12 protein-coding genes are annotated in these 16,184 nt (G+C 66.6%); all 12 read left to right on the forward strand.

What is annotated here, in order from left to right; genetic code table 11:
- Positions 1–76 precede the first annotated feature (76 nt).
- Entirely contained in the window at positions 77–1,078 is a 1,002-nt protein-coding gene (locus LV28_RS33500; RefSeq protein ID WP_023595438.1) for an amino acid ABC transporter substrate-binding protein, read from the forward strand.
- 391 nt (positions 1,079–1,469) lie between these two features.
- Positions 1,470–1,562, forward strand: coding sequence for a K(+)-transporting ATPase subunit F (gene kdpF, locus LV28_RS33505; RefSeq protein WP_063504882.1), 93 nt, complete (start codon positions 1,470–1,472; stop codon positions 1,560–1,562).
- On the forward strand, positions 1,559–3,364 hold the full coding sequence (kdpA, locus tag LV28_RS33510; protein WP_023595440.1) for a potassium-transporting ATPase subunit KdpA: 1,806 nt from the start codon (positions 1,559–1,561) through the stop codon (positions 3,362–3,364). The genes kdpF and kdpA overlap by 4 nt, the downstream gene beginning before the upstream one ends.
- Before the next feature lie 28 nt (positions 3,365–3,392).
- Positions 3,393–5,519, forward strand: a complete 2,127-nt coding sequence (kdpB, locus tag LV28_RS33515; RefSeq protein ID WP_048806383.1) for a potassium-transporting ATPase subunit KdpB — start codon at positions 3,393–3,395, stop codon at positions 5,517–5,519.
- Positions 5,520–5,581: 62 nt separating this feature from the next.
- Entirely contained in the window at positions 5,582–6,172 is a 591-nt protein-coding gene (kdpC, locus tag LV28_RS33520; protein WP_023871648.1) for a potassium-transporting ATPase subunit KdpC, read from the forward strand.
- A gap of 239 nt (positions 6,173–6,411) precedes the next feature.
- The gene (locus LV28_RS33525) at positions 6,412–9,315 is read left to right on the forward strand and encodes a DUF4118 domain-containing protein (protein WP_069106825.1); all 2,904 of its coding nucleotides are present in this window, start codon (positions 6,412–6,414) and stop codon (positions 9,313–9,315) included.
- Positions 9,308–10,018, forward strand: coding sequence for a two-component system response regulator KdpE (kdpE, locus tag LV28_RS33530; protein WP_023595444.1), 711 nt, complete (start codon positions 9,308–9,310; stop codon positions 10,016–10,018). Before LV28_RS33525 ends, kdpE begins: the two co-directional genes overlap by 8 nt.
- Before the next feature lie 358 nt (positions 10,019–10,376).
- The gene (gene sugE / locus LV28_RS33535; RefSeq protein WP_023871646.1) at positions 10,377–10,694 is read left to right on the forward strand and encodes a quaternary ammonium compound efflux SMR transporter SugE; all 318 of its coding nucleotides are present in this window, start codon (positions 10,377–10,379) and stop codon (positions 10,692–10,694) included.
- Between the two features lie 269 nt (positions 10,695–10,963).
- The gene (locus LV28_RS33540; protein ID WP_025248989.1) at positions 10,964–11,560 is read left to right on the forward strand and encodes a DUF4126 domain-containing protein; all 597 of its coding nucleotides are present in this window, start codon (positions 10,964–10,966) and stop codon (positions 11,558–11,560) included.
- On the forward strand, positions 11,547–14,105 hold the full coding sequence (locus tag LV28_RS33545; RefSeq protein WP_255315168.1) for an ABC transporter permease: 2,559 nt from the start codon (positions 11,547–11,549) through the stop codon (positions 14,103–14,105). Before LV28_RS33540 ends, LV28_RS33545 begins: the two co-directional genes overlap by 14 nt.
- Positions 14,106–14,260: 155 nt before the next feature.
- On the forward strand, positions 14,261–14,704 hold the full coding sequence (locus LV28_RS33550; RefSeq protein ID WP_023595448.1) for a group II truncated hemoglobin: 444 nt from the start codon (positions 14,261–14,263) through the stop codon (positions 14,702–14,704).
- A 154-nt stretch (positions 14,705–14,858) separates the two neighbouring features.
- A complete protein-coding gene (locus LV28_RS33555; RefSeq protein ID WP_023595449.1) occupies positions 14,859–16,145 on the forward strand; it encodes an MFS transporter in 1,287 nt (428 codons plus the stop codon).
- Positions 16,146–16,184 lie beyond the last annotated feature (39 nt).

A 16,184-nucleotide genomic window follows, 5' to 3' on the forward strand; every position in this document is an offset into this window, starting at 1 on the left:
TGACAAACGCGTCTTTGCTTCGCATCAGCGATATCTGTAAATTCCTATCGTGCTGTCATTTCGATAGGAATTTGCTGTGAACGGTTTCAACGAAGTCAACAACTGGAAGGCTGCACCCAAACGCCTCGCCGCGGGCGTGTCGTTCTCGATCGCCGCTTTGGGCATCGCTTTGGGTGCCATGTCGGCAGCCTCGGCAGCCACGCCGGCCAACCCCGCCAAAGCGAACGCGTCAGTGGTGCCGCTGCCCTCGGTGAACGGCGAGCTGACCGGCACCCTCAAGAAAATTCACGATACCGGCCTGATCACGCTTGGCTATCGCGAAGCGGCGATTCCGTTTGCCTACGTTACCGACAAGGGCAAGCCGGTCGGGTACGCGATGGACCTTTGCCATGCGGTGGTCGATGCGGTGAAGTCGGCGCTCCACATGCCGAATCTGCGCGTGCGCGAGATGTCGATCACGCCGCAGAACCGAATTCCGCTCGTCAAGAACGGCACGGTCGATCTGGACTGCGCACCGAACACCATCACGCCGGAGCGTGCCGAGCAGGTCGGCTTCAGCCATCCCTACTACGTGTCGGAAGTGCGGTTGCTGGTCAACACGAAAGACAACATCCGTTCGCTGGAAGACCTCAAGGGGCAGAACCTCGTGGCGTCGGCCGGCTCGACTGGCGAGCGCCTGGCGCGCATGCAGGCCGACAAGATCGGCTACCGCGTGATTCCGGCCCGCGACCATGGCGAGTCGATGCTCACGCTCGAGACGGGGCGTGCCAAGGCGTTCGCGCTCGACGACGTGCTCCTCGCGGGGTTCCGCGCCAACGCACGCGACCCGGGGGCGCTCGCCATCGTGGGGGCGCCGCTGGAGACGGAGCTCAACGCGCTGATCCTGCGTCGCGACGATCCGCAGTTCAAGCGCTTTGTCGACACCACGCTCGCGCATCTGTTCAGCTCGGGCGAAATTCGCCGGATTCAGCGTACGTGGTTCCAGCAACCGATCCCGCCGCGCAACGTGAATCTGAATCTCGAACCGAGCAAGGAAGTCCTCGAGGTCTGGCGCCAGGGGGCGCAAGTGAGCGAGTAACGTCCGATGGACGTCGGTTCGACGCCGGTTCGACGCCGGTTAGAGGCCGGTTAGCGGCCGGTTAGCGGCCGACCGGTGCGAGCCTCGCTCGCCCCCGAGTCAGTCCGGGCCGAAGCCCGCCGATAGCGATATCGGCGGGCTTTTTGTCGTCTGCCCGTGTTTACTCGCTGTTTACACCTCCTTTCCCCCTTTTGTCCCCTTCTTTACGCGCCGATCCGTATCGTTCAGGGCACGGTCGGCATGCGCATGCAAGGGCGCGTCGCGCCAGTGGTGTGCCGGCCGCCACACGAAAGGGAATTGTCATGGACTGGATATATCTCGGCGTCCTGGGGGTGTTCGTCGCCACGACCGTCGGCTTTGTCGCGTTTTGCGCGTCGGTAGGGGGCAAGCAATGACAGCCATGTACTGGCTGAGCGGCGGACTGACGCTTGCGCTGCTCGCTTATCTCATCTACGCGCTGTTCAAGCCGGAGGACCTCGCATGACGCTCAACGCATGGATTCAGCTCGGCGTGTTCCTCGCCGCGCTGCTGGTGCTGGCGCGTCCGCTCGGCCGTTTCATGGCCGACGTGCTTGCCGGCGAATCGCGCGTGAACCGCTGGTTCGCGCCGCTCGAGCGCACACTCTATCGACTGTGCGGAATCGATCCCGACAAGGAAATGCACTGGCGGGCCTACGCCGTGGCGCTGCTCGGCTTCAACGCGCTTGGCGCGCTCGCCGTGTATGCGCTGCAGCGATGGCAGGTCTGGCTGCCGCTCAACCCGCAAGGGTTTGGCGCGGTCACGCCCGACTCGTCGCTGAACACTGCCGTGAGTTTCGTGGCCAACACGAACTGGCAGGGGTACGCTGGCGAGTCGACGATGAGCTATCTCACGCAGATGCTTGGCCTGGCGGTGCAGAACTTCCTGTCGGCAGCCACGGGCATTGCGGTCGTCATCGCCCTGATTCGCGGGTTTGCGCGTCATACGGCGCAGACCATCGGTAATTTCTGGGTCGACATGACGCGCATCACGCTCTACATCCTGATGCCGCTGTGCGTGGTGTTGGCCGCCGCGTTGATGAGCCAGGGCGTGATTCAGAACTTTGACGCCTACAAGGACGTCACGACGCTTCAGGTCACTCACTACGACAACCCGGTGCTCGGCGCCGACGGCCAGCCGAAGACCGATGCCGCGGGCAAGCCGGTGACGGTGCCGGCGCTCACGCACACGCAAACCCTGCCGATGGGCCCGGTGGCTTCGCAGGAAGCGATCAAGATGCTCGGCACCAACGGGGGCGGCTTTTTCAACGCGAACTCGGCGCACCCCTACGAGAACCCGACGCCGTTGTCGAACTTCCTCGAGATCCTCGCCATCTTCCTGATTCCGGCCGCGCTTTGCCACACGTTCGGGCGCATGGTCGGCGACCGTCGCCAGGGGCTGGCGATTCTCGCAGCCATGACCATCGCCTTCTCGATCGCGGCGGTGGCGACCGTGTCGGCCGAACAGGCGGGCAATCCGGTGCTCGCTCCGCTCGGTGTCGATCAGCAGGCCAGCGCCACCCAGCCGGGCGGCAACATGGAAGGCAAGGAAACGCGCTTCGGTATTGTTGCATCGGGCATTTTCGCCACGGTCACGACGGCAGCGTCGTGCGGCGCGGTCAACGCCATGCACGATTCGCTCACGCCGCTGGGCGGCCTCGTGCCGATGCTGCTGATGCAACTCGGCGAAGTGATCTTCGGCGGGGTGGGCTCGGGCCTGTACGGCATGCTCGTCTTCGCCATGCTCGCGGTCTTCGTGGCGGGTCTCATGATCGGCCGCACCCCGGAGTACCTGGGCAAGAAGATCGAGGCGTTCGAGATGAAGATGGTGGCCGTGGCCGTGCTCATGACGCCGCTGCTCGTGCTGTGCGGCACCGCGCTCGCCGTGCTCTTGCCGATGGGGCAGGCGGGTGTGGCGAACCCGGCAACGCATGGCTTCTCGGAAATTCTCTACGCCTACAGCTCGGCCGCGAACAACAACGGCAGCGCGTTCGCCGGTCTGTCGGCCAACACGCCGTTCTACAACACCACGCTCGCCATAGCGATGTGGTTCGGCAGGTTCTGGGTGATCGTGCCGGTCCTGGCGATTGCCGGCGGGCTGGCTCGCAAGAAGCGTATCGCCGCAACGTCGGGCACGTTGCCCACGCATGGACCGCTGTTTGTCGTGCTGCTGCTCGGCACGGTGCTGCTGGTGGGCGCGCTCACCTACGTGCCGGCGCTTGCGCTGGGTCCGGTCGCCGAACATCTGGCGATGATCGGTGCGCATTGAATATTGAAGCGAGGCATTCGAGGCACTCATGAATCAAACCTCAGGAAATACCGTCACCCGGCCGGTGGGCGAAGGGCATGCGTCGGCCGTGAAGTCGATGTTCGATCCCGCGATTGTCACCCCGGCCATCGTCGACGCGTTGCGCAAGCTGCATCCGCTCACTCAGGCGAAGAACCCGGTGATGTTCGTGGTCTACGTCGGCAGTCTGCTCACGACCGTGCTCTTCGGCATGGCCCTCGCGGGCCACGCCGAGACGCGCGCGGCGTTCATCCTCGCCATCGCGCTGTGGCTGTGGTTCACGGTCTTGTTCGCGAACTTTGCCGAAGCGCTGGCCGAGGGGCGCAGCAAGGCGCAGGCGGCATCGCTGCGACAGGCCAAGAAGAATGTGCCGGCCAAGCAATTGCGCGCCGCGCGCCGCGATGCCCCGTGCCTGGTGATCGACGGCGCGAGCCTGCGCCGCGGCGACTTTGTGCTCGTCGAGGCCGGCGACGTGGTGCCGGCCGACGGCGAAGTGATCGAAGGCGTGGCTTCGGTCGACGAATCGGCGATCACCGGCGAATCCGCACCGGTCATTCGCGAGTCGGGCGGCGACTTCTCGGCTGTGACCGGCGGCACGCGCGTACTCTCCGACTGGATCGTCATGAAGGTGACGGTCAATCCCGGCGAGGCGTTTCTCGATCGCATGATCGCGATGGTGGAAGGGGCCAAGCGCAAGAAAACGCCGAACGAAATCGCGCTCACGATCCTGCTCGTCGCGCTTACGCTGGTGCTGCTGCTCGCCACGGCCACGCTGCTGCCTTACTCGATCTACAGCGTACTCGTCACGCACGCCGGGCAGCCGGTGACGATCACTGTCCTCGTGGCATTGCTGGTCTGCCTGATCCCGACGACCATCGGCGGGTTGCTCTCGGCGATCGGGGTGGCGGGCATGAGCCGCATGATGCAGGCCAACGTGATTGCCACGTCCGGGCGCGCTGTCGAGGCCGCGGGCGACGTGGACGTGCTGTTGCTCGACAAAACCGGCACGATCACGCTCGGCAATCGTCAGGCCTCGCAATTCGTGCCCGCGCCGGGCGTGGACGAGCGCGCGCTGGCCGATGCCGCACAGCTCGCGTCGCTCGCCGACGAGACGCCGGAAGGCCGCAGCATCGCGGTGCTTGCCAAGCAGCGCTTCAATCTGCGCGAGCGCGAGATGAGCGGTCTGCATGCGTCGTTCATCCCGTTCTCCGCCCAAACGCGCATGAGCGGCGTTGACCTGACCGACCGGCAGATTCGCAAGGGCGCCGCCGACGCCGTCAAGCGCTATGTGGAAGCGGCCGGCGGCGTGTGGCCTTCGGTGCTGGCCACGGCGGTCGACGACATCGCGCGCCGTGGCAGTACGCCACTGGTGGTGGCCGAACAGGACCCGCAGGGCACACGCGTCCTCGGCGTGATCGAACTGAAGGACGTGGTCAAGGGCGGCATCAAGGAGCGTTTTGCCGAACTGCGTCAAATGGGTATCACGACGCTCATGGTGACGGGCGACAACCGTCTCACAGCCGCTGCCATCGCGGCCGAAGCGGGCGTCGACGACTTCCTCGCGGAAGCCACGCCGGAAGCGAAGCTCGAGACGATTCGCAAATACCAGGCAGAGGGCAAGCTGGTGGCCATGACCGGCGACGGCACGAACGATGCGCCGGCCCTCGCGCAGGCCGACGTGGCCGTGGCGATGAACTCGGGAACGCAGGCGGCAAAGGAAGCCGGCAACATGGTCGATCTGGACTCGAACCCGACCAAGCTCATCGAGATTGTCGAGATCGGCAAGCAGATGCTCATGACGCGCGGCAGTCTGACCACGTTCTCGATCGCCAACGACGTGGCGAAGTACTTCGCGATCATTCCGGCCGCGTTCGCCACGACGTATCCGCAGCTCGACGCGCTGAACGTGATGCGACTTGCGAGCCCGTCGTCGGCCATCCTGTCCGCGGTGATCTTCAACGCGCTCATCATCGTGGTGCTGATTCCGCTCGCGCTCAAGGGCGTGAGATACCGTCCGCTCGGCGCCGCGACGCTACTGCGCCGCAACCTCGTGATCTACGGTCTGGGCGGGATTCTGGTGCCGTTCGTCGGCATCAAGGCGATCGACCTGCTCATCGCCGCGATGGGCTGGGCCTGATCTCGCGGCGCCCGGGCACGCGGTGCCCGGGCCACTTGCTCATACTTCAAGGAATCGATGTCATGAAAACCCTCTTGCGACCGATGTTGAGCCTGTTCGTGGTGCTCTCGGTCATCACGGGTCTGGTGTATCCGCTGGTCGTCACCGGTATCGGGCGCGCGGCGTTCTCGCACGAAGCGGCCGGCAGCCTCGTCTTCGACGGGCGCGGGAAGGCCGTGGGCTCGTCGCTGATCGGCCAGAATTTCGACGCGCCGAATTACTTCTGGGGACGCCTCTCGGCCACGGCGCCCAACCCGGACAATGGCACGGCATCCGGCGGCTCGAACTATGGTCCGCTCAATCCGGCACTGGCCGACGCCGTCAAGGCGCGCATCGCCGCGCTGCGCGACGCCGATCCCGACGCCACGTTGCCGGTGCCCGCCGATCTGGTGACGGCGTCGGCAAGCGGGCTCGACCCGGACATCAGCCCGGCCGCCGCCGCGTACCAGATCGCGCGTGTGGCCAAGGCCCGTAACATGGCGCCGGAAGCCGTGCAGGCACTCGTGGCGCGTCACACGTCGGGTCGCCAGTGGGGAATTTTCGGAGAGCCCCGGGTGAATGTTCTGAGACTCAACATGGCGTTGGACGAGTCCGCGCGAGGCGGCGTCCGATAAGCGCGCCGACGGCGGCCGTGGACCGGGAATCGCTGGTTTTGCCCGGTCGCCTGCGGTAGATTGGCGGTGCGCCTTTTGCGCGCCGCCTTTTACGTCATCGGGCGACCGGTGATGTTGTCCGGGTTGGGCGGCACGGGCGGGTGACGTGGGCGCCCCGCGGGCCATCCCGCCTCAACCGGGCGCCGGGAGGACGAACCTCTCGGCTGGCGCATTTTCACTGGAACGATTCGATGGCAGGCATGGAACGCCCCGATCCCGACGAATTACTCGACAAGCTGCATCGCGACGAAGCGCGCGAGCAGCGCGGGCGTCTGAAGATTTTCTTCGGTGCGTCGGCTGGCGTCGGCAAGACATTCGCGATGTTGCAGGCCGCGCGCAAGCTACGCGATGAGGGCACCGACGTCGTGGTCGGCGTGCTCGAGACACACGGCCGCGAAGAAACGGCGAGTTTGCTCGAAGACCTCGAAGTGTTGCCGCAGCAGTCGGTCGAGTATCGTGGCCGGGTGTTGCGCGAGTTCGACCTCGACGGCATGCTCGCGCGCAAGCCTGCCGTGGCATTGATCGACGAACTGGCGCACACGAACGTGCCTGGCGGCCGACACCCGAAGCGCTGGCAGGACGTGCAGGAGTTGCTGGGGGCTGGCATCGACGTGTACACCACGCTCAACGTGCAGCACCTGGAACGGCTCAACGACGTGGTCGGACAGATCACCGGCATCCGCGTGTGGGAGACGGTGCCGGATCGCGTGTTCGATCTGGCCGACGAGGTGAAGCTGGTCGATCTGCCGCCTGACGAGTTGCTCGAGCGCATGCGCGAGGGCAAGGTGTACCTGCCGGCGCAGGCGGAGCGGGCCGTGCGCAACTTCTTCCGCAAGGGCAATCTGATCGCGTTGCGCGAGCTGGCGCTGCGCCGCACCGCGGACCGGGTGGACGCGCAGATGCGCGAGTACCGTGCGGATCAGTCGATCGGGCATGTCTGGCAGGCGCGCGAGCGACTGCTTGTCGCGATCGGCCCGGGCCCGGAAGGGGTGACCCTTGTGCGTGCCGCGGCGCGGCTGGCGGCGAGTCTGCGCGCCGACTGGTTGGCCGTGCATGTGGAGACCCCCGCCATTCTGAAGCAATCGCCCGAGCGTCGGGAAGGGACGTACGCGACGCTCAAGCTCGCCCAGGAACTCGGCGCAGAGACGCTGACGCTCGACGGCGCGCACGCGGCGGCCACACTGCTTGCCTACGCGCAGATGCGCAATGTCTCGAAGCTGGTCGTCGGCGCGAGCGGCGCGCGGCGCTGGTGGACGGCGCACACGCCGTTGCACGAGCAACTGGTGCGGCTCGCGCGCGGCGTGGAAGTCGTGCTGATTGCCCCGGCGGCGGGCGATGCCTCGGCGGACAGGCGCGTGGTGCGCGGCGATTGGCGCGACTGGGTCGATACGGCGGTGCCGGAGCTCGGGATCGTCGGTGGGCCGTGGCGTGCCTACGCGTGGGCGGCCGCCGTGTGCGGCGCGGTGTCGCTCGCTGCCGCTGAGCTCACCTCGTTCCTCGATCTCGCCAACATTGCCATGCTGTATCTGCTCGGCGTGATCGCGGTCGCCATGCGACTGGGGCGTGGGCCGGGAGTCTTGGCGTCGTTCCTGTCGGTGGTGGCGTTCGACTTCTTCTTCGTGCCGCCGAAGATGTCGCTCTCGGTCTCCGACACGCAGTACCTGCTCACGTTCGCCGTCATGCTCACGGTAGCGCTCGTCATCAGTCACCTGACGACGAGTCTGCGATTTCAGGCGCGACTGGCCACCTGGCGCGAACGACGGACGGGCGCGGTGTACGCGATGGCGCGCGAACTGGCGGCGGCGCTCACGACGACGCAGATTCTGGAGATCGGGGCGCGCCACGTGCGCGAGGTGTTTCAGGCGCGCGTGGCCCTGTTGCTGCCGGACAGTCAGGGCAGCGTGCGTCAGCCCGTGGAGAATGTGCAGGTCGAGACGATGCCCGCGCATATCGATACGGATGTCGCGCAATGGGTCTACGACCGTCAGCAGGCCGCGGGCCGCGGCACCGATACGCTGCCCGCGTCGGATGCTTACTACCTGCCGCTGCGCGCCCCGATGCGCACGCGCGGCGTACTCGTGGTTGCCGCGCAGCCGAACGCGGACGGCGCGCTCGGCTCACCGGAGCAGCATCGTTTGCTCGACACGTTCGCGGCGCAGATCGCGCTGGCGCTCGAGCGCGTGCATTACGTGGAGATTGCCCAGGATGCGCTGGTGACGATGGAGTCGGAGCGGCTGCGCAATTCACTGCTGTCGGCGATCTCGCACGATCTGCGCACGCCGCTGACCTCGATCGTCGGCTTCGCGAGCATGCTCTGCCGCAATGCGCAAACGCCGGGGCCGCTGCGCGCCGAGCTCGTCGATGCCATCCACGAGGAAGCGCAGCGCATGACCGGGCTGGTGACCAACCTGCTCGATATGGCGAAGTTGCAGGCCGGTGGCGTGCAACTCAATCGTCAGTGGCAAATGCTCGAGGAGGTTGTGGGTACGTCGCTGAGGGCCTGTCGCCGAGTGCTGGCCGCACACGCGGTCACCACCCGGTTGCCGGCCGACCTGCCGCTGCTTCGCTTCGATGCGGTGCTGCTCGAGCGATTGTTCGCAAACCTGCTGGAGAACGCTGCCAAGTATTCGCCGCCCGGTTCGCACATCGAGATCGCCGCGCGCGTGCGGGGCGACATGGTGGAGGTGAGCGTGAGTGACGACGGCCCGGGGCTGCCTGCCGGCACGGAGGGCCGCATCTTCGAGAAATTCATGCGGGGGGAGAAAGAGTCGTCGAAGCCCGGCATCGGACTCGGACTGGCGATCTGTCGCGCCATCGTTGAGGCGCACGGCGGTAGAATCCACGCTGACAACGTGCCACAGGGGCACGGTGCGCGCTTCACCTTCACGCTGCCGGTCGAGACCCCGCCTGAGGCTCCCCTTGGCCCGCTTGCACCGCTGGCACCACTGGCGGCGATGCGGGGCGATGCGGCGCTCCCCGGGCAGGACGACGACCGTGCATCGCCGAGTGGGCGTGAGGGCCTCGACGAGGACGCCGCCGGCCATCACGATGACGCGCATCCGACACGCGAGCCAGGCACCAACGCGACACGAGAACATGAGTGAACCGACCGTCACCATCGTGGTGATCGAAGACGAAAGACAAATTCGCCGATTTCTGCGCACTTCGCTCGAAGCCGAAGGCATGATCGTTCACGAGGCGGAGGCCGGGCGGCAGGGCATGGTCGAGGCGGCCACGCGCAAGCCCGATCTGCTGATCGTGGATCTGGGCCTGCCGGATATCGACGGCGTGGAAGTCATTCGCGAAGTGCGAAGCTGGACGGACATGCCGATCATCGTGCTGTCCGCCCGCAACGAGGAAGCGGAGAAGGTCGTGGCGCTCGATGTGGGTGCCGACGACTATCTGACCAAGCCGTTCGGCGTGTCGGAGCTGCTCGCGCGGATTCGCGCGCAGTTGCGGCGTCATCATCGCGGTGGCAACGCTGAAACGCTCGACGAGGCGTTCTCGTTCGGCGAGATCAGCGTCGATCTGGCGCGCCGCAAGGTCACCCGGGCCGGCGAGGCCGTGCACCTCACTCCGATCGAGTACCGCCTGCTAGTCACGCTCGTGCGACACGCCGGGCGTGTGCTCACGCACCGCCAACTGCTCAAGGAGGTGTGGGGGCCGTCTCACGTCGAGAGCAATCACTATCTGCGCATTTACATGGGACATCTGCGCCAGAAGCTCGAGGCCGATCCGGCCCAGCCGAAGCATATCCTCACGGAGACCGGCGTGGGCTATCGGCTCGAGGTCGACGCGACGAGTTGAGATCGGGCGGAACGGCGCGGGCGAAAACCCCTGTCGGCGACAGGGCGTCTCTCGGGATGTCGTCGCCTTTGATAGAATCGCGCAGTTCCATCCGAAGCGCTCGGCTGTTGCCTCCGCCCCGGTTGACGCACTCCGGTGCGCTCCAGTGCGCTCCAGTGCGCTCCAGTGTGTTTCGGCGGGTGTCTACGCATTACATGGCCAGTCGGCGCGTTCGCCCAAGGCGGCGCCGGACGCTGCGGCGTCGCAATACCGGGTGCGTGCCATTTTCTTCGATATCCGATGGAACCCTTGTCGGGACGACCCGACAAGCGGCGCCTCTTTTCCGGGGACGACCCCGACCATTGCATCGGAGTTCGTCATGGCCTGGATTATTCTCGTTGTCGCCGGTTTGCTTGAAGTGGCCTGGGCCGTTGGCCTCAAGTACACCGAAGGTTTTTCCCGCCTTATCCCTTCCGTTTTCACGATCGCCTCGATGGTCGGCAGCGTCTGGCTGCTTGCGCTGGCGGTGCGCTCGTTGCCGTTGGGGACGGCCTATGCGATCTGGACCGGCATCGGCGCGGTCGGCGCTTTCGTGCTCGGTATCGTGTTGTTCGGCGAGTCCGCATCCGCTGCGCGCATTGCCAGCGTGACCCTGATCCTCGCGGGCCTCGTGGGTTTGAAACTCACGGCGGCCTGAGCGCCTGAGCCCCTGAGCCCCTGAGCCCCTGAGCCCCTGAGCCCCTGAGCCCCTGAGCCCCTGAGCCCCGATCGTGCCCCGAGCCACGCCGGACGTGGTGGTTTCCCCACGTTTTCCGTGGCCGGTGGTGCGTTCACGCCACGCGCGGCATAATGGCGCGGTAACGGTCGGAAAACCCGCTGAGCGCGCGTTTGTCAGGTCGTTTCCGCGTCGGCGGTAGGAGGCGCGTGATCGTGCGACGCCGTCATGCCGGCGGCAGCGAGGTCACCATGCTTGAATCGATTGCGCTGGGCGCAGGGCTGTCTTGGGGCAGCGGCCTGCGGTTGTATCTCACGGTGTTCTGCGCGGGAATGGCTGCGCGTCTGGGTTGGCTGCATCTGCCGCCGTCGCTCGAAGTGCTGGCGTCGACGTGGGTGATCGCCTCCGCGGGTGTGCTGGCGGCCATCGAGTTCTTCGCCGACAAAATCCCCTTCGTCGACAGTGCCTGGGATGCGATTCACACGTTCATCCGCATTCCGGCGGGGATCGTGCTGGGCGCGGCCGCCCTCGGACAGATGGACCCGACGGTCACGGTGCTGGCCGGTCTGGCCGGCGGCGCGCTCGCCGGCACGGCGCATCTGGCCAAGGCGGGCAGCCGGGCGCTGATCAATACGTCGCCGGAACCATTCTCCAACGTTGCGGCCTCAGCTGGCGAAGATGTCTCCACGGTGGGCGGGCTGGCGCTGGCATTCTTTCTTCCCGCCGTTTTTCTCGTGATGCTGCTGGTCTTCGTGGTGCTCGCCTGGTGGTGGTTGCCGAGGGTCTGGCGGGGTTGGCGCTCATTGCTGGCGCGGGTCAAAGGATTGAGGAACGATGGGGTTCACTGAGGTTGCCCGCCAGGCATGGCGGATGTTCCTGCGCGACTGGCGCGCGGGGGAATTGCATCTGCTTCTCGTGGCGCTGCTGCTGGCGGTCGGAGCGCTCTCCAGTGTGGGTTTTCTCGCGGATCGGATGCAGGGCGGGCTCGAGCGCGACGCGCGTCAGATGCTCGCCGCCGATCTCGTCGTGCGCAGCGATGCCCCGTTGTCCGCCGAATTCGACCGGCAGGCGAAGGCAGACGGCCTGACCACGGCCGTCGTCGCCAACTTTCCCAGCATGGCCAGTGCGACTGGCGGGAGCGGTGGAAGCGGCCAGGTCAGCGCAAGCCGTTTGTCGTCGCTCAAGGCCGTCAGCGGGGGCTACCCGCTGCGCGGCCGGGTGCGCACCGCCCCCGACGCCGGTGTCGATACGCCGGATGCGCCCGCCGCCGACATTCCCGCCCCCGGTACGGTCTGGGTCGATTCGGCCCTGCTGGACGCCCTGCATGTCAAGCCCGGCGACTCGATCCGCGTGGGCAACCGCACGCTGCGCATCGCGGCCGTCATCACCCGGGAAATGGATCGCGGCTACGGCTTTGGGTCGCTGGCGCCGCGCGTGATGATGCGCTTCGACGAATTGCCGTCCACCGGACTGGTGCAGTTCGGTAGCCGGATTACCTATCGCTTGCTGGTCGCCGGGGCCGATGCGCAGGTTGGCAAGTTCGCCGCGTGGGCGCGTGCGGCGGCCGGGCGGGCGCGCGGCGTGCATATCGAATCACTGGAGGACGGCCAGCCGCAGGTGCGGCAGACACTCGATCGCGCCGAGCGCTTCCTGTCACTGGTGGCGCTGCTCGCCGCGGTACTCGCCGCCGTGGCCGTCGGCATCGCGTCGCGCCGCTATAGCGAGCGTCATCTCGACGCGTGCGCGGTCATGCGTTGTCTCGGGTTGTCGCGTCGCGCCCTGCGCGGCATGGTCACGCTCGAATTCGTCGGCCTTGGCCTCATCGGCGGCATGCTCGGGGTGGGACTCGGTTATCTCGCGCATTGGGTGCTGATCGCGCAACTTGGCAATGTCATCCCCGCCGGGCTGCCGGCGCCGACATGGCGTCCCGCCGCGTTCGGGCTGGCCAGCGCGATGGTGATGCTGCTGGGCTTTGCACTGCCGCCGCTGCTGCCGCTGTCCGAGGTCCCGCCGCTGCACGTGTTGCGCCGCGATGTCGTCGGGGGGGCGCGCCGTCAGGGGTGGCTCGCCTATGGTGCAAGTGCGCTGGCCTTCGGGGCGCTGCTGTTGTTCGCTGCGCGGGATCTGCGTCTTGGTGCGATGGTCGCCGGAGGTTTTGTGCTTGGGGCGCTAGTCTTCGGGGTGCTTGCGTGGCTGGCGATCCGTGTGCTGGCGGCGTGGGCGCGTGCCCGCCGCGGGGCCGGTGGCGCGATGGGCGGCATCGGATGGCGTTACGCGGTGGCCGGCCTGCGTCGTCGCGGACTCGGCAGCGCGCTGCAGGTGGTGGCGTTGGGCCTCGGATTGATGGCGCTGCTGCTCCTGGCGGTCACGCGCAACGACCTGGTGGCCGGTTGGCGTCAGTCGAGCCCGCCGGACGCACCGAACCGATTTGTCATCGACATTCAACCCGGACAGGACGCGGCGGTCCTCGCGCAGTTGCGCGCCGCGGGGCTGCCGGACGTACAGCTCTCGCCAATGATTCGCGCGCGCCTGACGGCCGTCAACGGCAAGCCGGTGACGGGCGAGCGTTACACGGAGGAGCGCGCGCGGCGTCTCGCCGAACGCGAATTCAATCTCTCGTACACGGCGGCATTGCCCGATGGCAATCGCATTACGTCCGGGCAGTGGTACGGAAATTCGACGACGCCGCAAGTCTCGATGGAAGAGGGCATTGCGAAGACATTGGGCCTGAAGCTCGGCGACACGTTGCGCTTCGAGGTGACGGGGCAGACCATCGATGCGCCGATCACGAGTCTGCGCAAGCTTGACTGGGGATCGATGCGTGTGAATTTCTTCGTGGTCATGCCGCCGGCCGCGCTGCGCGAATTCCCGACGACCTGGATCACCTCGTTTCATCTCGGGCCGCGTCAGCAGCCGGTCGCGGACGCGCTGGTGCGTCAGTTTCCGAACGTGACGGTCATCGATACGGGCGCGTTGCTTGCGCAGATTCAGCAGATTCTGGCCCAGGTGATCGACGCCGTGCAGGCGCTGTTCCTCTTCACGCTCGCGGCGGGCGTACTGGTCCTGTATGCGGCGCTGGCCGGCACCCGCGACGAGCGCATGCGCGAGAGTGGCATCCTGCGCGCGTTGGGGGCATCGTCGCGACAATTGCGCGACGTGCACCTGGCGGAACTCGTGACGGTCGGTGCGCTGGCAGGCCTGCTGGCCGCATTCGGCGCGGGAGCGCTCGGATGGGCGCTGGCGCGTTACGTCTTCGAATTCGCGCTGACCTTCAATCCGTGGCTGCCGGTGCTCGGCGTGGGCGCGGGCGTGCTGTGTGCGCTGATCGGCGGATGGAGCGGCCTGCGTGCGGTGCTGCGCCAATCGGCGCTTCGTACGCTACGGGACGTTTGATTACCGCGCCGGCACGATCTGGGGGCGGTCCGGATGCAGGCTGGAAGCCGATTGACGGCGGATCGGAAGCGGGCCGGATCTCCCGTCCGGGCGCGGCAACCTGCCGCGCCCCAGAGGCGTGGCACGCCCGACGGGCCTGGGGCACAATAACGTTCATGACGAACGAAAACACCCCGCAAACTTCCCCGGCGGACGACGATGCGCAGGACACGCCTGCACAGCCGACCGCCTTTTCCCTGCTCGGCGGCGAAGACCGCGTGCGCGAGCTCGTCGACCGTTTTTACGACCTGATGGATCTGGAGTCCGAGTTCGCAGGCATTCGCAGCCTGCATCCGGAATCGTTGGGCGACTCGCGCGACAAGCTGTTCTGGTTCCTGTGCGGCTGGCTGGGCGGCCCGAACCACTATATCGAGCGCTTCGGTCACCCGATGCTGCGCGCCCGCCATCTGCCGTTCCCGATTGCCACGAGCGAGCGCGACCAGTGGCTGCGGTGCATGGCCTGGGCGATGCAGGACATCGGTGTCGAAGGGTCGTTGCAGGAACGCCTGATGCAGGCGTTCCACGGCACCGCCGACTGGATGCGCAACCGCAACGGATAATCGCCGTCGATCGCCTGACGGGGGCAACTACGCACACGGTCAATCGCCGCGCCATCGGCCTCGCATGCGGGGGGGGCGTGGTGGGGCGGGTATCGGGTATCCTGAACGCCAATAATGATTCGCTCAACTCGATTGAGCGCGTTCAGGAGACCGTATGCAGACCGCCATTCATCAGCCCGATTCGCGCTATGCCGTTTTCCGGCTGATGGTGGCGCTGCTCATCATGACGGTGGGCAGCAGCAGTATGTATATCGTCTCCGTGGTGTTGCCCGCCGTGCAGGCCGAGTTCGGCGTGCCGCGCGCCCAGGCCGCACTGCCTTACACCTTCCTGATGATCGGCTTCGGCCTGGGCGGGATCGCGATGGGACGGATGGCCGACCGCTTCGGCGTGATGCGTCCGCTGCTCGTCGGCGCGCTTTCGCTTGGGATCGGCTTCGCGGCCAGCGGATTCGCCAGCGGCATTCTCGCGTTCACCCTCATCCAGGCATTGCTCGTTGGCGCGATGGGCAGTGCGACGACGCTCGGCCCGCTCATCGCCGATACGACCCTGTGGTTCGTTCGACGGCGGGGTATTGCCGTGGCGGTATGCGCCAGTGGCAACTATCTGTCCGGGGCCATCTGGCCGCCCGTTGTTCAGGCTTTGGTCGAGCGCCACGGATGGCGCCAGACGTATATTGAGCTCGGCGTATTCTGCGGCGTGACGATGTTCGCGCTGGCGTTGTTCATGCGCGCCCGGCCACCCGCGATTCGGCCCGTCGTGTCGGTCGCCACGCCAGCGAAGGCGGTGGGGACCTCGGCGCGTTCATCGACGGCCGGTCAACTGGCTTCGTCGCGGCCGTTCGGCCTGAGCGTCGGCATGGCCCAAGGACTGCTGAACGTCGCAGGCGTTGCCTGCTGTGTGGCGATGGCCATGCCGCAGGTGCACATCGTGGCGTATTGCGGAGACCTCGGCTACGGCGTGGCGCGTGGCGCGCAGATGCTGTCGCTGATGTTGGGCTTCGGCATCGTGAGCCGGCTCGTGTCGGGGCTGATCTGCGACCGCATCGGCGGGCTGCGCACCCTGCTGCTCGGCAGCGTGCTCCAGTGCGTCGCACTACTGCTTTTCCTGCCGTTCGACGGACTGGCGTCGCTCTACGTGATTTCCGCGCTGTTCGGACTGTTCCAGGGCGGCATCGTGCCGGCTTACGCGATTGTGGTGCGAGAGTATTTTCCTGCATCCGAGGCGGGCGGACGCGTCGGCACCGTGCTGATGGCGACGCTGCTGGGGATGGCGCTGGGTGGGTGGATGTCAGGCAAGGTGTTCGACCTCACCGGCAGCTACCACGCGGCATTCCTGAACGGCATCGCGTGGAATCTGCTCAACATGACGATCGTGATCACGTTGCTGTTCCGTTCGCGCCGCGGCCTGCGCGGGCTGCTGCCATCGCGCGTCGCCGGTTGACGCCGTGCCTGTCGTGGCCACCTGTCGTGGCAATCTACC

This window comes from Pandoraea pnomenusa (genome assembly GCF_000767615.3).
Taxonomy (GTDB): Bacteria; Pseudomonadota; Gammaproteobacteria; order Burkholderiales; family Burkholderiaceae; genus Pandoraea; species Pandoraea pnomenusa.